General features: G+C 64.8%; 13 protein-coding genes and 1 pseudogene. 4 read left to right on the top strand and 10 right to left on the bottom strand.

Annotation, left to right across the window (positions count from 1 at the left end; all coding sequences use genetic code 11):
- Nucleotides 1-95: 95 nt before the first annotated feature.
- The 9 genes and pseudogenes from ACVWW3_RS21720 to ACVWW3_RS21760 form a co-directional block, all read right to left on the bottom strand.
- Nucleotides 96-839, bottom strand: coding sequence for an aspartate/glutamate racemase family protein (locus ACVWW3_RS21720; RefSeq protein ID WP_456672106.1), 744 nt, complete (start codon nt 837-839; stop codon nt 96-98).
- Nucleotides 840-848: 9 nt separating this feature from the next.
- On the bottom strand, nt 849-2,114 hold the full coding sequence (locus ACVWW3_RS21725; protein WP_456648707.1) for an NAD(P)/FAD-dependent oxidoreductase: 1,266 nt from the start codon (nt 2,112-2,114) through the stop codon (nt 849-851).
- 3 nt (nt 2,115-2,117) lie between these two features.
- The gene (locus ACVWW3_RS21730; protein ID WP_456648706.1) at nt 2,118-3,779 is read right to left on the bottom strand and encodes a thiamine pyrophosphate-binding protein; all 1,662 of its coding nucleotides are present in this window, start codon (nt 3,777-3,779) and stop codon (nt 2,118-2,120) included.
- 237 nt (nt 3,780-4,016) lie between these two features.
- Nucleotides 4,017-5,207, bottom strand: a complete 1,191-nt coding sequence (uxuA, locus tag ACVWW3_RS21735) for a mannonate dehydratase (protein WP_456672107.1) — start codon at nt 5,205-5,207, stop codon at nt 4,017-4,019.
- Between the two features lie 14 nt (nt 5,208-5,221).
- Nucleotides 5,222-6,271: an L-idonate 5-dehydrogenase gene (locus tag ACVWW3_RS21740; RefSeq protein WP_456648705.1), complete on the bottom strand. Its 1,050-nt coding sequence runs from the start codon at nt 6,269-6,271 to the stop codon at nt 5,222-5,224.
- Nucleotides 6,268-7,674, bottom strand: coding sequence for a TRAP transporter large permease (locus ACVWW3_RS21745; protein WP_247442893.1), 1,407 nt, complete (start codon nt 7,672-7,674; stop codon nt 6,268-6,270). The genes ACVWW3_RS21740 and ACVWW3_RS21745 overlap by 4 nt, the downstream gene beginning before the upstream one ends.
- A gap of 4 nt (nt 7,675-7,678) precedes the next feature.
- Entirely contained in the window at nt 7,679-8,257 is a 579-nt protein-coding gene (locus ACVWW3_RS21750; RefSeq protein WP_456648704.1) for a TRAP transporter small permease, read from the bottom strand.
- A gap of 73 nt (nt 8,258-8,330) precedes the next feature.
- The gene (locus ACVWW3_RS21755) at nt 8,331-9,323 is read right to left on the bottom strand and encodes a sialic acid TRAP transporter substrate-binding protein SiaP (protein WP_456648703.1); all 993 of its coding nucleotides are present in this window, start codon (nt 9,321-9,323) and stop codon (nt 8,331-8,333) included.
- Nucleotides 9,324-9,378: 55 nt separating this feature from the next.
- Nucleotides 9,379-10,190: pseudogene (locus tag ACVWW3_RS21760) on the bottom strand (FadR/GntR family transcriptional regulator).
- A 127-nt stretch (nt 10,191-10,317) separates the two neighbouring features.
- On the opposite strand from ACVWW3_RS21760, the gene ACVWW3_RS21765 reads away from it, so the two are divergent.
- Nucleotides 10,318-11,802 carry a mannitol dehydrogenase family protein gene (locus ACVWW3_RS21765; protein ID WP_456648701.1) on the top strand — a complete coding sequence of 495 codons (1,485 nt, stop codon included), beginning with the start codon at nt 10,318-10,320 and terminating at the stop codon, nt 11,800-11,802.
- A 96-nt stretch (nt 11,803-11,898) separates the two neighbouring features.
- Nucleotides 11,899-12,306: a nuclear transport factor 2 family protein gene (locus tag ACVWW3_RS21770; protein WP_247350762.1), complete on the top strand. Its 408-nt coding sequence runs from the start codon at nt 11,899-11,901 to the stop codon at nt 12,304-12,306.
- Between the two features lie 68 nt (nt 12,307-12,374).
- Here the strand turns inward: ACVWW3_RS21770 and ACVWW3_RS21775 are convergent, their stop codons facing one another.
- On the bottom strand, nt 12,375-13,091 hold the full coding sequence (locus tag ACVWW3_RS21775) for an HAD family hydrolase (RefSeq protein WP_456648700.1): 717 nt from the start codon (nt 13,089-13,091) through the stop codon (nt 12,375-12,377).
- Between the two features lie 148 nt (nt 13,092-13,239).
- On the opposite strand from ACVWW3_RS21775, the gene ACVWW3_RS21780 reads away from it, so the two are divergent.
- On the top strand, nt 13,240-14,088 hold the full coding sequence (locus ACVWW3_RS21780) for an SDR family oxidoreductase (RefSeq protein ID WP_456648699.1): 849 nt from the start codon (nt 13,240-13,242) through the stop codon (nt 14,086-14,088).
- Nucleotides 14,089-14,208: 120 nt separating this feature from the next.
- Complete coding sequence (locus ACVWW3_RS21785; RefSeq protein ID WP_456648698.1) at nt 14,209-15,471, top strand: serine hydrolase domain-containing protein; 1,263 nt, start codon at nt 14,209-14,211, stop codon at nt 15,469-15,471.
- The last annotated feature ends 7 nt before the right edge of the window (nt 15,472-15,478 follow it).

Raw genomic sequence — 15,478 nt, forward strand, 5'->3', positions numbered from 1 at the left:
TCGAGGGATTGTATAGCTGCAGCAAAGGCGGGATGATCTGCGCTTAGCTTCCTTGATCGCGGAGGTGATGCGGTCGATAGGCAGCTTCTCGACCTCTAGCCAAACCGGCGCGGCCGCAGTCCGGCATGAAACCACGTAATCATGGAATAGATATCATAGACGGGCAGTCCGACCTCGGCCTGAAGCGCGGCCGCGTAGGGCGGCATGTTGGTGCATTCGAGCACGATGGCGCCGACATCAGGATTCCTGGCGACCAGCTCCTTGCCGGCCTCGACCACGTCAAGCTCGGCCTGAGCGATGTCCATATCGTCCTTCTCGGCCTTGATCAGGACGCGGAAGAATTCCTTGCCGTGCTCGGTGCCTACCAGCGGCGTGTCGAGCGGCACGCCGGCGCCTTCGAGATGGGCCGGCGTCAAGGTCGAGCCGGACACCGTGACGAGACCGACGCGCTTGCCCGGCGGCAAGGTCGCCTGCACCCACGGCACCTGCATCAGTGACGAGGTCGCGACGGGAACGCCGGCCGCGGCTGCGATCTCCTTCTGGAACAGCGAGAGGAAGCCGCAATTGGTGGTGATGGCTTCGGCCCCGAGCCGCACCAGATCCTGCGCCGCATCGATGAAATCAGGCAGCAAACCGGCGGCGCCGTTCAGCACCACCTTCTCCGGCGAAGCGCCGCTCACGACGCGATAGAGCACGGGGAAAGGCCAGGTGGTGCCGTTGCCCATGTCGCCGGGAATGCGAGGAAAGCGCGCCTCCAGCATCAAGATGCCGAGCGGCGCGCCGTAGATGGCCTTGCCGCCACGGGCGATACGGGAGGACGAGTTGGCTGGAGTGGTCATGGTGCGATCTCAGAGGAAACGATCGGGCGCGAACGGTGCGAGCGGAATCTCCGGTGGCTTGCCGCTCAGAAGCTGGGCGACGAGACGGCCGGTGCGGGCCGAACCGACCAGGCCGATATGGCCGTGGCCGAAGGCATAGACGACGTCGCGCGAGGCGCGCGCGTAGCCGATGCAGGGACGTCCGTCCGGCATGCTCGGCCGATGGCCAAACCAGGTCTTGATACGGGAAGACGGAATGTCCGTCGGCAGTTTCGGGAACATGCCGAGGAGGTTGTCGCGCAGGATCTCGGCGCGCTTCCAGTTCGGTTCGGCCTCGAGGCCTGCGATCTCGACCGTGCCGGCGGCGCGCAAACCCTTGTCGGTCCAGTTCACTACCATCTTCGCATCCGATGCCATCATCGAGCTGCGCGGGCCCGATTCCGGATTCTCGATCATGACGTGATAGCCGCGCTCGGTCTCCAGCGGCAGCGGATCACCAATGGATGCGGTGAGCCGCTTCGAATGCGCGCCGGCGGCAATCACCGCGGCATCGCAGGGAATCTCGCCGGTCTCGGTGATCACTGCAACGAGCTTGTTGCCGGAAAGCTTGAGCCCCGTCGCCTTGGCCCGCACAAGCTGCGCGCCACTTGCCAGCGCATGTTGCGCGAGGGCTGCGACATAGGCACCGGGATCGCGGCAGCGCCCGGCCTCTTCCACCACCACGCCGAAGGTGTAGCGCGGATGCAGATCCGGCTCGCGCTGACGAATCTCGTCGGCGTTAAGCTCCATCCATTCGACGCCGACCTTTCCGCGCAGGCGCCAGCCGAGATCGTTGTCGAAGTTCCCGCGTGACGGAAACACATGCATCACGCCGTTGCGTTCCACCAGCTCAGGAACGCCCGCCTCCTCCGCGAGCTTCCTGTGCAACAGCGGCGCGTCCTTCAGGAGGTCGCGCAGCGCAAAGGCCGTCTTCTCGACGCGAGCCTCGGTCCAGCCCGAGAGCAGATATCTGATCAGCCAGGGCAACGCCTTCAGCAAGTAAGACCAGCGGATCGCGAGCGGCCCGAGCGGGTCCATCAGATAGAACGGCACCTTCTTCCAGACGCCGGGCTCGGCCGGCGGGATCACCGAATGCGAGGAGAGCCAGCCGGCATTGCCGTAGCTCGCCGCCTGTTCGCCACCGGGCTCGCCTGCGTCGATCAGCGTGACGCGATGTCCCTCGCGCAGCGCTTCGATTGCGCTGATCACGCCGACCGCGCCGGCACCGATGATGGCGACGTGGCGGCCCTTGGACATGGCTTAAGCCTTCACCGCAGGGGCAAAGTCCTTGCCGACCGACATCGCGCGCGAATCGATGATGCAGTGGAGGATCGACGGCTTGCCCGAGGCGAGCGCACGCTCGAAGGCCGGCGCGAACTCTTCGGTACGCTCGACGCGCTCGCCATGGCCGCCGAACGCTTTTGCGTACATCGCAAAATCCGGGTTCTTCAGCTGGGTGCCGACTATGCGGCCGGGATAGTCGCGCTCCTGGTGCATGCGGATGGTGCCGTATTGCGAATTGTCGACGACGATGACGACGAGCGGCGCGTCGTATTGCACGGCGGTCGCGAACTCCTGCCCGTTCATCAGGAAGCAGCCGTCGCCCGCGAAGGCGATGACGGTGCGATCCGGATATTGCCGCTTGGCGAGCACCGCCGCCGGCACCCCATAGCCCATCGAGCCTGAGGTCGGCGCAAGCTGGGCCGCAAAGCTGTGGAAGCGGTGATGGCGGTGGATCCAGCCAGCATAGTTTCCAGCGCCGTTGCAGACGATCGCGTCCTTCGGCAGCCGGTCGCGCAGCCAGGTCATGACCTGGCCGTACTGGAACGTGCCGGGCAGCTCGCGCGCTTTGTCGGTCCAGGCCAGATAATCGGCATGCGCCTTGGCGGCCTCGCCCTTCCAGGCAACGGCTCCAGCCGGCTTCAGCGCCTCGACCGCTTCGGCGAATGCGGCGGGCGTCGCCTGAATCGCGAGCGCCGGCTGATAGACGCGGCCAAGCTCTTCCGAACCCGGATGCACGTGGATCAGCTTCTGCTGCGGGGTCGGAATATCAAACAGCGTGTAGGACGAAGACGGCATTTCCGACATGCGGCCGCCGATGAGCAGAATGACATCGGCGCCGTCGATGCGCGCCTTCAGGCCCGGGCTCGGGCCGATGCCGAGATCGCCGGCATAGTGCGAGTGATCGGCGTCGATGAGCGACGCTCGGCGGAACGAGGTCGCGACCGGCAGGTCGAACCGCTCGGCAAACCGCGCGATCCTCCTGGTCGCCTCGTCTGTCCAGCGCGAACCGCCGAGAATGACGAGCGGCGCCTTGGCGCTGGCAAGCATGGCGCCAACGCGCTCGATATCAGAAGGCGCGGGCCAGCTCACCGCCGGCTCGATACGCATCGCGTCCGCAACGGCCGCGGTCTCGGTCAGCATGTTCTCCGGCAGCGAGATCACGACGGGACCGGGACGGCCCTGCATGGCGACGCGGAAGGCCCGCGCGACCAGCTCCGGAATGCGGTCGGGACGATCGATCTCGACCGCCCATTTCGCCATGGTGCCGAACACAGCCTTGTAGTCGAGCTCCTGAAACGCCTCGCGCTCGCGCATGCCGGTGTCGACCTGGCCGACGAACAGGATCATCGGCGTCGAATCCTGCATCGCGATGTGGACGCCGTGGCTGGCGTTGGTGGCGCCGGGGCCGCGGGTGACGAAGCAGATTCCGGGGCGGCCCGTGAGCTTGCCGTAGGCCTCCGCCATCATCGCGGCGCCGCCCTCGGCGCGGCAGATCATGACGTCGATCGGGCTGTCATGCAGCGCATCGAGCGCCGCGAGGTAGCTCTCGCCCGGCACGCAGGTGACGCGCTCGACGCCTTGCGCGACCAGCTGATCGATCAGGATCTGGCCCCCGGTGCGGGTGTTGCGAATGGTCATGACGGCTCCCTCGAGGCTTTGGCGATGCGCTTCATGGCTTCGCGAAAATCTTGTTCAGAGCTGGCGTAGGACAGGCCGGCAGGGCGCGCAAGATCGAATGGCTTTTCGCACCCTGCGCAGGCGTCATGCCCGCCCCTGGTCTTTGCACATCCGCCCATTCGCGAGGACGCGGCGGCCATGATCGAGCGCCGCGCCAATGATCGGCCGGCTCGATCCGAAGCTCGGCGCAGCTGCCTGCTATTGATGCTCGATCGCGCGGATCGCGCCGCGGAGCTCGGCGAGGCCGCGGAGGCGGCCGATCGCGGTGTACCCGGGATTGGTGCGCTTGGTGGCCGCGAGATCGTCGAGCATGCGGTGGCCGTGGTCAGGCCGGAACACGATTCTCTTGTCGGGCGAACGCCGCGCGTTCTCCTTCAGGAGCGCCTTCAGCACCGCGATCATGTCGACATCGCCGTCGAGGTGATCGGACTCGTAGAACGACAGGCCATCGGCCTCGCGCTTGGTCGCGCGCAGATGTGCAAATGCGACGCGCGGGCCGAAGCGCTCGGCCATTGCGGGGAGGTTGTTCTCGGCGCGCACGCCGAGCGAACCCGTGCACAGGCAGATGCCGTTGGCCTTGGACGGAACGGCATCGAACAGCGCCTGATAGTCATCGGCGGACGAGGCAATGCGCGGCAGGCCGAACAGCGGGCGCGGCGGATCGTCGGGATGCAGTGTCAGCGAGACCCCGAGCTGCTCGGCGACGGGCGTGACGCGGCCCAAAAATTCGGCAAGATGTTGCCGCAGGATTTTCGGCGTGATGTCGCGATATGTTTCGAGTCGATCGCGGAATTGCGGGATCGTCATCGGCTCGGTGGTCGACCCCGGCAACGCGCTGGCGATCACCATGACGAGATAGTCGATGTCGGCCTGGCTCATCTGGTCGAACAGCTTTTTCGCGCGGGCCTGCTGCTCGGGTGAGTATTCCTGAAACGCCGCGGGACGCTTGAGGATGTGCAGCTCGAACGCCGAAAAGCGGTCCTGGTCAAAGCGCATGGCCTGGGCGCCGTTCGGCAGCTCCCATTCGAGATCGGTGCGGCACCAGTCGACCACCGGCATGAAATTGTAGCAGATGATCTTGATACCGGCGGCGGCTACCGCCTCCAGGCTCGCGATCCACGTCTCGATCGAGCGCGTCGCCTTGGCGCCAAGACGCTTGACGTCGTCCGGGATTGGAATCGATTCCACCACCGACCAGGTCAGTTGCGAGCGGCCGGGCTGGCCGCGCTCGATGAAGTTCTTGCGCTCCTCGACCGCCTTGCGCGTCCAGGCTTCGCCGATCGGCACCTGATGCAGCGCCGAGACGATATCGGTCGCGCCGGCCTGCCTGACGTCATCCAGCGAGACGGGATCATCAGGCCCGTACCAGCGCCATCCCTCTAGCATCATGCCCTTTTCTCCGATCAATTCGCGGTCAGCACGACCTTGACGCTCTGCGAGCGGTCGAGCGCCAGCCGCAGCGCCTCCGGCGCGGTGGACAGCGGCCGCTCGGCGGTGACCAGTGACAGCACGTCGACGCTGCCGGCAGAAATCAGTTCCACCGCAGTCATGAACTCGAGCCCGAAACGGAAGGAGCCGCGAAGGTCGATCTCCTTCGCCATCACCGCATTGGCCGGCACTGGAATCTGGCCGCCCGGAAGGTTGCCGATCTGCACGACAATGCCTCCGCGCCTGACGATGCCGATCGCGCTGGCGAGGCCAGCAGCCGTGCCCGAGACCTCGAAGGCGACATCGTAGAGACGCGACGCGGCTTGTGCCTTCAGGCCTTCCTCACCGCCCGCGACGTTTTCGACGTGAGAGGCGCCGAGGCGGCTTGCAAAGGCGAGCGGCGCCGGCGCGATGTCGGCAACCGTGATGTCGGTCATGCCGGCGCGGCGCGCGGCGAGCATGGTCAGAAGCCCGATCGGGCCGGCACCGAAGATGATGCCGCGCTTGCCTTCGATGTTGCCGGCACGCGCGACCGCGTGCAGGCAGACCGCGAGCGGCTCGGCCAGCGCCGCGGCCTGATAGGACACGTGATCGGGGATCTTCACGCATTGCGCCGGGATCGCATCGAAGTAATTGGCAAAACCGCCCTGCATGTGCGGCGTCTTCGAGGCCGAACCCATGAAGTAGATATTTTCGCAGAGGTTTTGCCGACCTTCGCGGCAAGCGACGCAATGGCCGCACCAGCGCGACGGGTTGACGGCGACGCGGTCGCCGGCGTTCAGGTTCCCCGCGGCGCCCGCGATCTCCACGACCTCGCCGGAGATCTCGTGGCCGAGCACCAGCGGCGACTTCACCACGAAATCGCCGGTCCGGGCATGACGGAAATAATGCATGTCCGAGCCACAGATGCCGCCGGCGCCGAAGCGGATGCGCACCATGCCATCAGCGAGCTTGTCGAGCGGATGCTCGATCATGCGCAGATCTTCGGGTCCGAACAGGGTTGCGGCGAGAGAAGTGGATGTCATTTGGAAAGTCCCATGTATTTCGGCAGCCAGAGGGTCAATTCAGGAATGTAGGTGATTGCGATCAGCGCAACCATCAGCGGCACCAGCCATGGCAGGATCGCAATCGTCGTGCGCTCGACCGAGAGCTTTGCCACTCGGGCGAGCACGAAGAGGACCATGCCGAGCGGCGGATGTAGCAGGCCGATCATCAGGTTCAACGTCATGATCAGACCGAAATGGATCGGGTCGATGCCGAGCTTGAGCACGATCGGCAGCAGGATCGGCACCAAAATGGTGATCGCTGCCGTGGTGTCGATGAAGCAACCGACGAACAGGATCAGGACGTTGGCGAGCGCCAGGAACACCCATTTGTTGTGGGTAATGCTGAGCATCCAGTCCGACAGCATCTGGGCTGCCTGCGACACCGTGAGCAACCAGGCGAAGATCGAGGCTGCCGTGACGATGAACAGCACCGACGCCGTGGTCTCGATGGTGTCGAAGGTCGCTTTCGCGACCGTCTTCATCGTCATGGTGCGGTAGCGCACCAGGCCGAGGAATAGCGACCAGATCACGGCGGCGACCGCGGCTTCCGTCGGCGTGAACCAGCCGAGCGTCATGCCACCGATCAGGATCACCGGCGCCATCAGCGCCATCACCGCCGAGAAGTCGAAGTACCAGTCGATCGCGAGCAGCACGACCAGGCCAAGCCCAACCGCCCAATTGGTGGAGAGACCGGCGACTGTCAGAAGCCAGACGGCCATCGGAAAGCTCAGTACGACGACGATCTCGAGCCCCGCCGATCCCAATTGCGGCCAGGAGAACGGCGTATCGCTGCCCCATTTGTTCTTGTGCGCGAAGTAGGTGACGGTGGCCATCATCAGCAACGTCAGGACGACGCCTGGAATGACGCCTCCCAGAAACAGCGCGCCGATCGAGACATTCGCCATCATGCCGTAGATCACGAACGGCAGCGACGGCGGGATGATGGGCCCGAGCGTCGCCGAGGCCGCGGTGACGCCGACGGAGAATTCCGTGGAATAGCCGTGGTCCTTCATCGCCTTGATCTCGATGGTGCCGAGGCCGGCGGCATCCGCGATCGCGGTGCCGGACATGCCGGAGAAGATCACCGAGCCGATGATGTTGACGTGGCCGAGACCGCCGCGCATCCAGCCGACCAGCGCAACGGCGAACTTGTAGATGCGCCCGGTGACGCCGGCGATGTTCATGAGATTGCCGGCTAGGATGAAGAACGGCACGGCCAGCAGCGGAAAGCTCTCGACGCCGGCGATCATGCGCTGCGCCAGCGTGACGTCGGGCGTCACGCCGCTGACCAGGATGTAGAGCAGCGACGACGCGGCCATGGCGATCGCCACGGGAACGCCGAGCAGCATCAGGATGAGAAAGCCTCCAAGCAACAGCAACATCGAACTACCCTTCAAAACCGTCGTAGGCGCCGGGACGTTCGAGGATCGAATAGCCCTGTCGCAAATGCTGCACTGCGACCTGCAACGACCGCACGAACATCAGCACGAAGCCGAGCAGCACCGCGTAGTAGACGTAGTCCTTGGGAAAATTGATCGTGGTCATGGACTCGTCGCCGATGATCTGGATGTAGACCCAGACCAGCTTGATGGCGTAGCCGAAGAAAGCGATCCGAATCAGGTCGATCACCGTCGACAGCGCGCGCGCCACGAGGTGCGGCAAATAGCGGTAGACGAGATCGACCTGGATGTGCCGCGACAGCCGCACGCACATCGAGGAGCCGATGAAGACCACGCCGATCAGGCAGCAGGTCGCAATCTCCTCGGTCCAGGCGTAGCTGTCGTTGAGCACGTAGCGGGTGAAGAACTGGAGGAAGACCGCGAGCGCCATCACCCAGAAGATCGCCAGCGCGACCCAGTCCTCGAAAGCGTAGACGCCGAGATCGACCTTGGGTGCCGCCTCCTCCTCGAAGGTGTGGGCGATCTCGTCCCCGGTGATCTGCCGGTGCGTTTCGACTGTGGACATGGGGTTACTCCTCAAAAGTACCGAGCGTCATTCCGGGCCTCGCGAAGCGCGCGCCCGGAATGACGACCTATTGTTATTTCACGTCCTGGATCCGCTCCCAGTCGGCCTTGCGATAGCCGAAGGTCTCGAACGCGACGTTCTTCAGCACGGTGTCGCGGAACTCTTTCTTGTCGACCTCGGTCACGGTCAGGCCCTTCTCCTTGAAGAAGGCGACCAGTTTGGCTTCGTTCTGCTTGATCTCCTCGGTCGCCTTGGCGGCGGCTTCCTGCGCCACGTCCGTGAAGATCTTCTTGTCCTCGTCGCTAAGCTTCTTCCAGAGCGCTCCCGCAACCACCGTGTTGAGGTGGTCGACGATGTGGCCGGTCAGCACGATGTGCTTCTGCACCTCGTAGAACTTCTTGGCCTCGATCGTGGTCAGCGGGTTCTCCTGGGCTTCGACGGTGCCGTTCTGGAGCGCGAGATAGACTTCGGCGAACGCGATCGGCGCAGTGTTGGCACCACAGGCGCGCGGCATCGCCAGATAGGCCGGAACGTCGGGCACGCGCATCTTCAGGCCCTTGAGGTCGGCACAGGTCTTGATCGGCTTGTTCGACGAAGTCTGGCGCACGCCGTAATAGGTCACCGCGATGATGTGGTGGCCGCTCTTGTCCTCATAGCCCTTGGCGAGTTCCTTGAAGATGTCGCTCTTGGTATAGGCGAGCAGATGGTCGGCGTCGCGGAACGTGTAGGGATAGTAGGTCACGCCGATCGGCGGAAAGCTCTTGGCCGCGAAGCTCGATCCGGAAATGATGATGTCGACCGAGCCGAGCGAGAGGCCCTGGTTGATGTCGGCTTCCTTGCCGAGCTGCGACGCCGGATAGACGTCGATCGCATAACGCCCGTTGGTGCGCTTTCCGATCTCCTGCGCAGCCCAGACCGAGGCGGTATGGAAAGGCTCCGAAGTCTCATAGACATGAGCCCATTTGAGCTTGGTCTGCGCCATGCCGGCATTGGTCGTAGCAAACATGGCCGCGGCCGAGACCGCCAGCACCGTTGTGATCTTTTTCAACACTGATTTTTCCTCCATCTTCTAAGTCTGCTTCTTGTCCGCCCGCCCCGACCTGGATGCGGACCGCCCAATCTCATCGCCGCCGCGCGCTGCTGCTCGCAGCCCGTTTTTTCTTCGGCGCATGTTGCGGTTTTGACGGCTTTGCCGTCGATTGCGCCGCGCGCCCGGACGATGGTCCTGCCGCGTTCTCCGCGCCAAAATTCTGCGCAAAGCGCTCCTGGGATCGCGCAAGATGATCGCGCATCGCATCGCGTGCGGTCCCGGGATCATGCGCTGCGATCGCATCGCGCACCGCGTGATGCTCGTCGAGCGCAGTGCGCCAGGTGCCGGGGCTCTCGAAATAATGCGCAAGCTGCGCGAAATAGGGATTGAGGCGTTGGTCGAACAGCTCGCCGACCACGCGCACCAAGACGGCATTGCCGAGGCTTCCGGCGATCGCGACGTGGAAGGCGCGGTCGTGGACCATCGAGGCTTCGCCGGGGTGTTCTACATTCTCCATCGCGACAAGGGACGCATCGATGCGGGCAATGTCGCCCTTCGTCGCCACGCGCGCGGCTTCTTCGGCGATCGCGCTCTCTAGGAATTCGCGGGCGCGCAGCAGCTCAAACGGGCCCTCGATGACGGAAGCAGGCGCGGGTGTGCCGCAACGGCGGCGGGCTCGATCACATAGATGCCGGAGCCGACACGGATGCGGAGGCGGCCTTCGACCTCGAGCGCGATCAGAGCTTCGCGCACAGTCGGCCGCGAGATCTTGAGCTGCTCGGCGAGCTCGCGCTCGGTCGGCAAGCGGCTGCCGACCGCGTATTCACCGCTGTCGATCAGGCTTCGCAATTGATCGGCGACCTGGCGATAAAGCCGTCTGGCCTCCACAGCTTCCAGCGGCACGCTGGCCCTCCCTGAAAGGGCCGCACCGGGTTGATCCCGGCGGCCCGCCAATTTTGGAAAATTGGTCTTACCAATTGACCGAGGACGGACGTCATGTCAAGCAGCGGCAAAGCAAGGGGAGACGTCCGTGCGCCTGAGTTCAACGCGCCTTGGCCGCGCCAATCTCGACCGGCTGCCACCTGGGATCCGCCGCCCGGCCTATGACCGTTCGCGGGTCACGCCCGGCATCGTGCATCTCGGCCTCGGCGCCTTTCATCGCGCCCATCAGGCCGTATTCATCGACGATTGCCTTGCCGCCGGCGCCGCGTCGTGGGGCATCATCGGCGCGAGCCTGCGCAGCCCTGACACGCGCGACGCCCTCGCCCCGCAGGACCATCTCTATACGGTTGCGGTCCGTGCGGCCGAAGGCACCCAGCACCGGGTGATCGGCGCGCTGCTCGACAGCGTGGTCGCGCGCGAGAGCCCGGCGCGGCTGATCGAGCGGATGGCCGATCCCGCCATTCGTATCGTCTCCCTCACCGTCACCGAAAAGGGCTATTGCCACACGCCGCAGACCGGCGATCTCGACGAGCGGCATCCTGATGTCGTGCACGATCTCAACAGTTTCGACGCGCCGCGCTCGGCGCCCGGCTTCATCGTTGCGGCACTGGCGCGGCGGCAAGCGCTGGGTGCCCCGCCCTTCACCGTGCTGAGCTGCGACAACCTCGCCGCCAATGGCCACACCGTGCAGCGGATCGTGACGCAGTTCGCAGCGCTGCGCTCGAAGGACCTCGGCAAGTGGATTACGGATACAGCGGCCTTCCCCTCGACCATGGTCGACCGCATCGTGCCGGAGACGACGGATAGCGACCGCGATACGGTTTCATCCGCGCTCGGCTTGCGCGACGCCTGGCCCGTCATGACCGAGCCGTTCACGCAATGGGTGGTCGAAGATCGCTTCACGGCGGGCCGGCCTGACCTTGCCGCCGCGGGCGTCGAGCTCGTCACTGATGTCAAGCCGTTCGAGCTGATGAAGCTGCGGCTGCTCAACGCCAGCCATTCCGCGCTCGCCTATCTCGGCTATCTCGCCGGCTACGAGACCATCGCCGACACCATGCTGGATCCGCATTTCGCGCGTCTTGCCGCGCAGGTGATGGAGGAGGCCGCGGTGACGCTGACAATGCCTGCCGGTGCCGATCTGGCCGCCTATCGCGCCTCGCTGCTCAAGCGCTTCGCAAATCCGGCGCTGCATCATCGTACCTGGCAGATCGCGATGGATGGCTCGCAAAAGCTGCCGCAGCGGCTGCTTGGCGCGATGCAGGATCGCCTGCTTAAGAATTTACCGGTCGCGACGCATGCGCTCGCGGTGGCCGGCTGGATGCGCTACGTCACCGGTCTCGACGAGCAGGGCCGCGCCATCGACGTGCGCGATCCGCTCGCCGCCGAGTTCGCTGGCTTGGCGCGCGAGGCAGGTCCCGTCGCCGAGCGATTGGCGCCCGCACTGCTCGGCGTCGGAAAAGTGTTCGGGCCGCTAGGTGCCGAGCCGCGCCTGCGCGAGGCCGTGACCGCGGCGCTCGGCCGTCTCTTTGAGGATGGCGCGCGGCGGGCGGTGGAGACGCTGGTCTCCGCGTGACCACAAAGCAGGCATGCTGCACTGCGGTCCAGATCGAACAGAAAGCCGACGGAAGTCGCGCTTGATTTTTGCCTGTCGTTGCCCCACCCGAGAGGCATGGCAAAGGACAGCAAGATCATCGCCGCCAACGCGGCCTTTTACGCCGCCTTTTCAACCGGCGACTTCGACGGTATGGAACAGATGTGGGCGGATGACGACGCCATTTCCTGCATCCATCCCGGCTGGCCGGCGATTATCGGGCGCGCCACGGTGATCGGAAGCTGGCGCGATATCCTGCAAAATCCGCAGCGGCCGCAGATCGTCTGCGCCGAACCGCAGGCCATCGTCGACGGAGACAGCGCGCGCGTGCTCTGCATCGAGATCGTTGACGGCACCGCTTTGGCTGCTGCCAACCATTTTCGGCGCGTCGGCGACGGATGGCGGCTGGTGCATCATCAGTCGAGCCCCATCGCGCAGATTGTCGAGCAGGCTGAGGATGATAGAACGAGCCACCGCGTCCACTGAACGCGGCCGGCCCGCAGGCACTTTCTACTGTGCATGGGGTTGTTTTTCAGTTTTTTTGCTCTGCGGCCTCATCCGAGCTCCGACAAATCATCCAGCACGACCCGCGCCGCGCTGAAATCGTCGTCCCGGAAGAACATGCTGCGGGTGATGAGCACGGGAATCTTCGCCCGCGAGGCCGCGATCAGGCCGTTGGCGGAATCCTCGATCGCGACGCAGTCGGACGCGTTGAGCTTCAGCCGCGCCAGAATCTCGAAATAGACGTCCGGCGCAGGTTTCTTGTGCTCCACATCGTCCCCGGCCACGATCGCCTCAAAATCCGCGGACCAGCGCGTCCCCAGCGCCCGCGACAGCAGCGCATCGATGTTGCCGTGGGACGTCGTGGTCGCGATCGCGAGCCGCTGGCCGCGCGCCTTGGCAGCAATGAGGAGACCGGTCACGCCGGGCCGTAAGGGGCAGCAGCCGGTCTCGACCAGTTCGGCGTAATGCGCGGTCTTGATGCGGTGGAGTTCCGCGATGTTCGCGTCCGACAATGGCGCAGCAATCTTCAGCCGTCCATGGAAGACGCGAATGCGCTCCTTGCCACCGGTGACCCGCAGCAGGTCCTTGTAGACGGCCCGGTCCCACTGCCAGTCGAGACCGTGGCGAACGAAGGCATAATTGAAGGCCTGCCGATGCAGTTCCTCGGTTTCGGCCAAGGTGCCGTCGATATCGAAGATCAGCGCTGCGGCGCGCCGGATCAGCTCAGCGGCGTCACATGGCACTATGGCGGGCGCTTCTGCCTGCATGATCGATCCGTCCCTCCTGCCGCTGTGACAAGTGAGCATCGCCCGAGGCAGCGTGCGAGTAAAATTGCAATATCTTTTGCCGGACCCAAAAATCCCTTATGAGCGGAGACACGCGCAACGGCGCGAACGGAACCAGCACGGCGGACACATGCGGCTCTTCATCCTTGGCCTTGGCTACAGCGCTGGGCGTTTCGTCCGCAGGTTTGGCGGCACCTTCTCACATATCGCCGCCACCGTGCGCGATCCCGCGAAGCGAGATGACCCTGCCGGCATCGAGATGCATGCCTTTTCCGGCGGCAGCCCCGCGCGCGAGACGGTCGAACGTATCGGCGACGCCGACGTCCTTCTCGTATCGATCCCGCCCGGCAGCGCCGGCGATCCCGCCATCGCCGCGTTCGGCGACGTGCTGGCGGCGGGCCGGCGCAAGGTCGTCTATCTCTCGACCATCGGCGTGTATGGCGATCACGGCGGCGGATGGGTCGACGAGAGCACCCCGCCGCAGGCCATCCTCGACCGCACCCGTATGCGGGTCGCTGCCGAGCGGGCCTGGACGGACATAACGCGCGGCAACGCTGCAATCCTGCGGCTGGCGGGCATCTACGGCCCCGGCCGTAACGCGCTGGTGACGCTGCGCGCTGGAACGGCCCGGCGGATCATCAAGCCGGGACAATTGTTCAACCGCATCCATGTCGACGACATCGCAAGCACGATCACGGCCGCGGTTCATCACCCGAGCGGCGGCACCTGGAACGTCTGCGACGACGAGCCGGCGCCGCCGCAGGACGTGATCGCCCATGCGGCGAAGCTGATGAACGTTGCGCCGCCCCCCGAAGAGGCCTTCGAGACCGCCGGGATGTCGCCGATAGCGCGCAGCTTCTATGCCAGCAGCGCCCGTGTCTCCAACGCGAAATTGAAGCGCGAGCTCGGCGTCACACTTGCTTATCCGACCTACCGCCACGCTCTGGATGCGTTATGGCGCGCGGGAGAGGGACGATAGGGTTCCGGCATTCCCGGCGTCCCAGACATGCCCTGCCCGCGCTTGACTTCGCGCCGGTGCGGTCGTGATCTAACCACTCAGCGGGCCACTGCATAACGAGCCCGCGCTTGGGAGGATACAATGAAGACGATCGCCATGGTCGCGGCGGCTGCCGTCATCACGCTTGGTGCAGCGCGCGCCGCGCCGCTGCCCGAAGCCAGTCCCGACGACGCCGGCTTCTCGAAACAAGGCCTTGCGCGGCTCGACAATTTCTTCGCGCGTGAGATCGCCGCCAAGCGCGTCCCCGGCGCGGTCGTCGCGATCGCCCGTGACGGCAAGCTTGTGCACTACAAGGCCTATGGCATGCTGGATCCGGACAAGGGCACGCCGATGCCTGTTGACGCGATCTTCGCACTGGCATCGATGACCAAGCCGATGGCGGCAGTCGCGGGCATGACATTGATGGAGCAGGGCAAGCTGCCGCTCCAGGCCAAGCTGTCCGACTATTATCCTGGCTTTGCCGACATGAAGGTCGGCGTTCAGCAGGCCGACGGTTCATTGAAGCTCGAACCGCAGGCATCGCCGATTTTCATTCACGATCTCTACCGGCACACGTCCGGCCTGATGTATGGCGGCCGCCCGGACAGCTCAAGCACGCTTGCGCGACAATATCCTGAAGGCACCGCGCCGGCGATCGAAGGCGACACCCAGGCGTTCATCGATCGCATCACAAAGCTGCCGTTGGCGCATCAACCCTCGACCGAGTTCGAATATGGTTTTTCGATCGACGTACTTGGTGCTGTGGTCGAGAAGGTGAGCGAGCAGAGGCTCGGCGACTATCTCGCCGCCAATGTCTGGCGACCGCTCGGCATGAAGGACGCGACCTTCCATCCGACCGACGCACAGCGCCCTCGCCTCGCCCGCCCGTTCGCCAACGATCCGCTGACCGGCAAGCCGCAAGCCATCAAGCTTTTGGACACGCCGACACAATCCGACTGCGGCGGCGCCTGCTCGTTCGCAACCGTCGGCGACTACATCCGCTTCGGGCAGATGCTGCTCAACGGCGGCGAACTCGACGGCCAGCGCGTCCTCGGTCCCAAGACCGTGCATCACATGACGACCAATCATCTCGGCCCCGAGATCAAGAACAACGTGGCGAACATCGAGCCGCATCGCGCCGGCTTCGGCTTTGGCCTCGCGGTCGCTGTCCGCACCAGCGAGGGATTGTCGTCGGTCCCCGGCAATCCCGGCGAGTTCACGTGGAATGGCGCGTACGGGACACAGTTCTTCTGCGATCCCAAGGAACGTCTCGTCGTGGTTGTCGGAACGGCGGCGCCGGGCGAGCTGCGGAAATTTTATCGCGAGCAGGTCCAGGACATCGTCTATGGCGCGATGGTGAAATGAGATCGGC

The organism is Bradyrhizobium sp. LM2.9 (assembly GCF_054056555.1).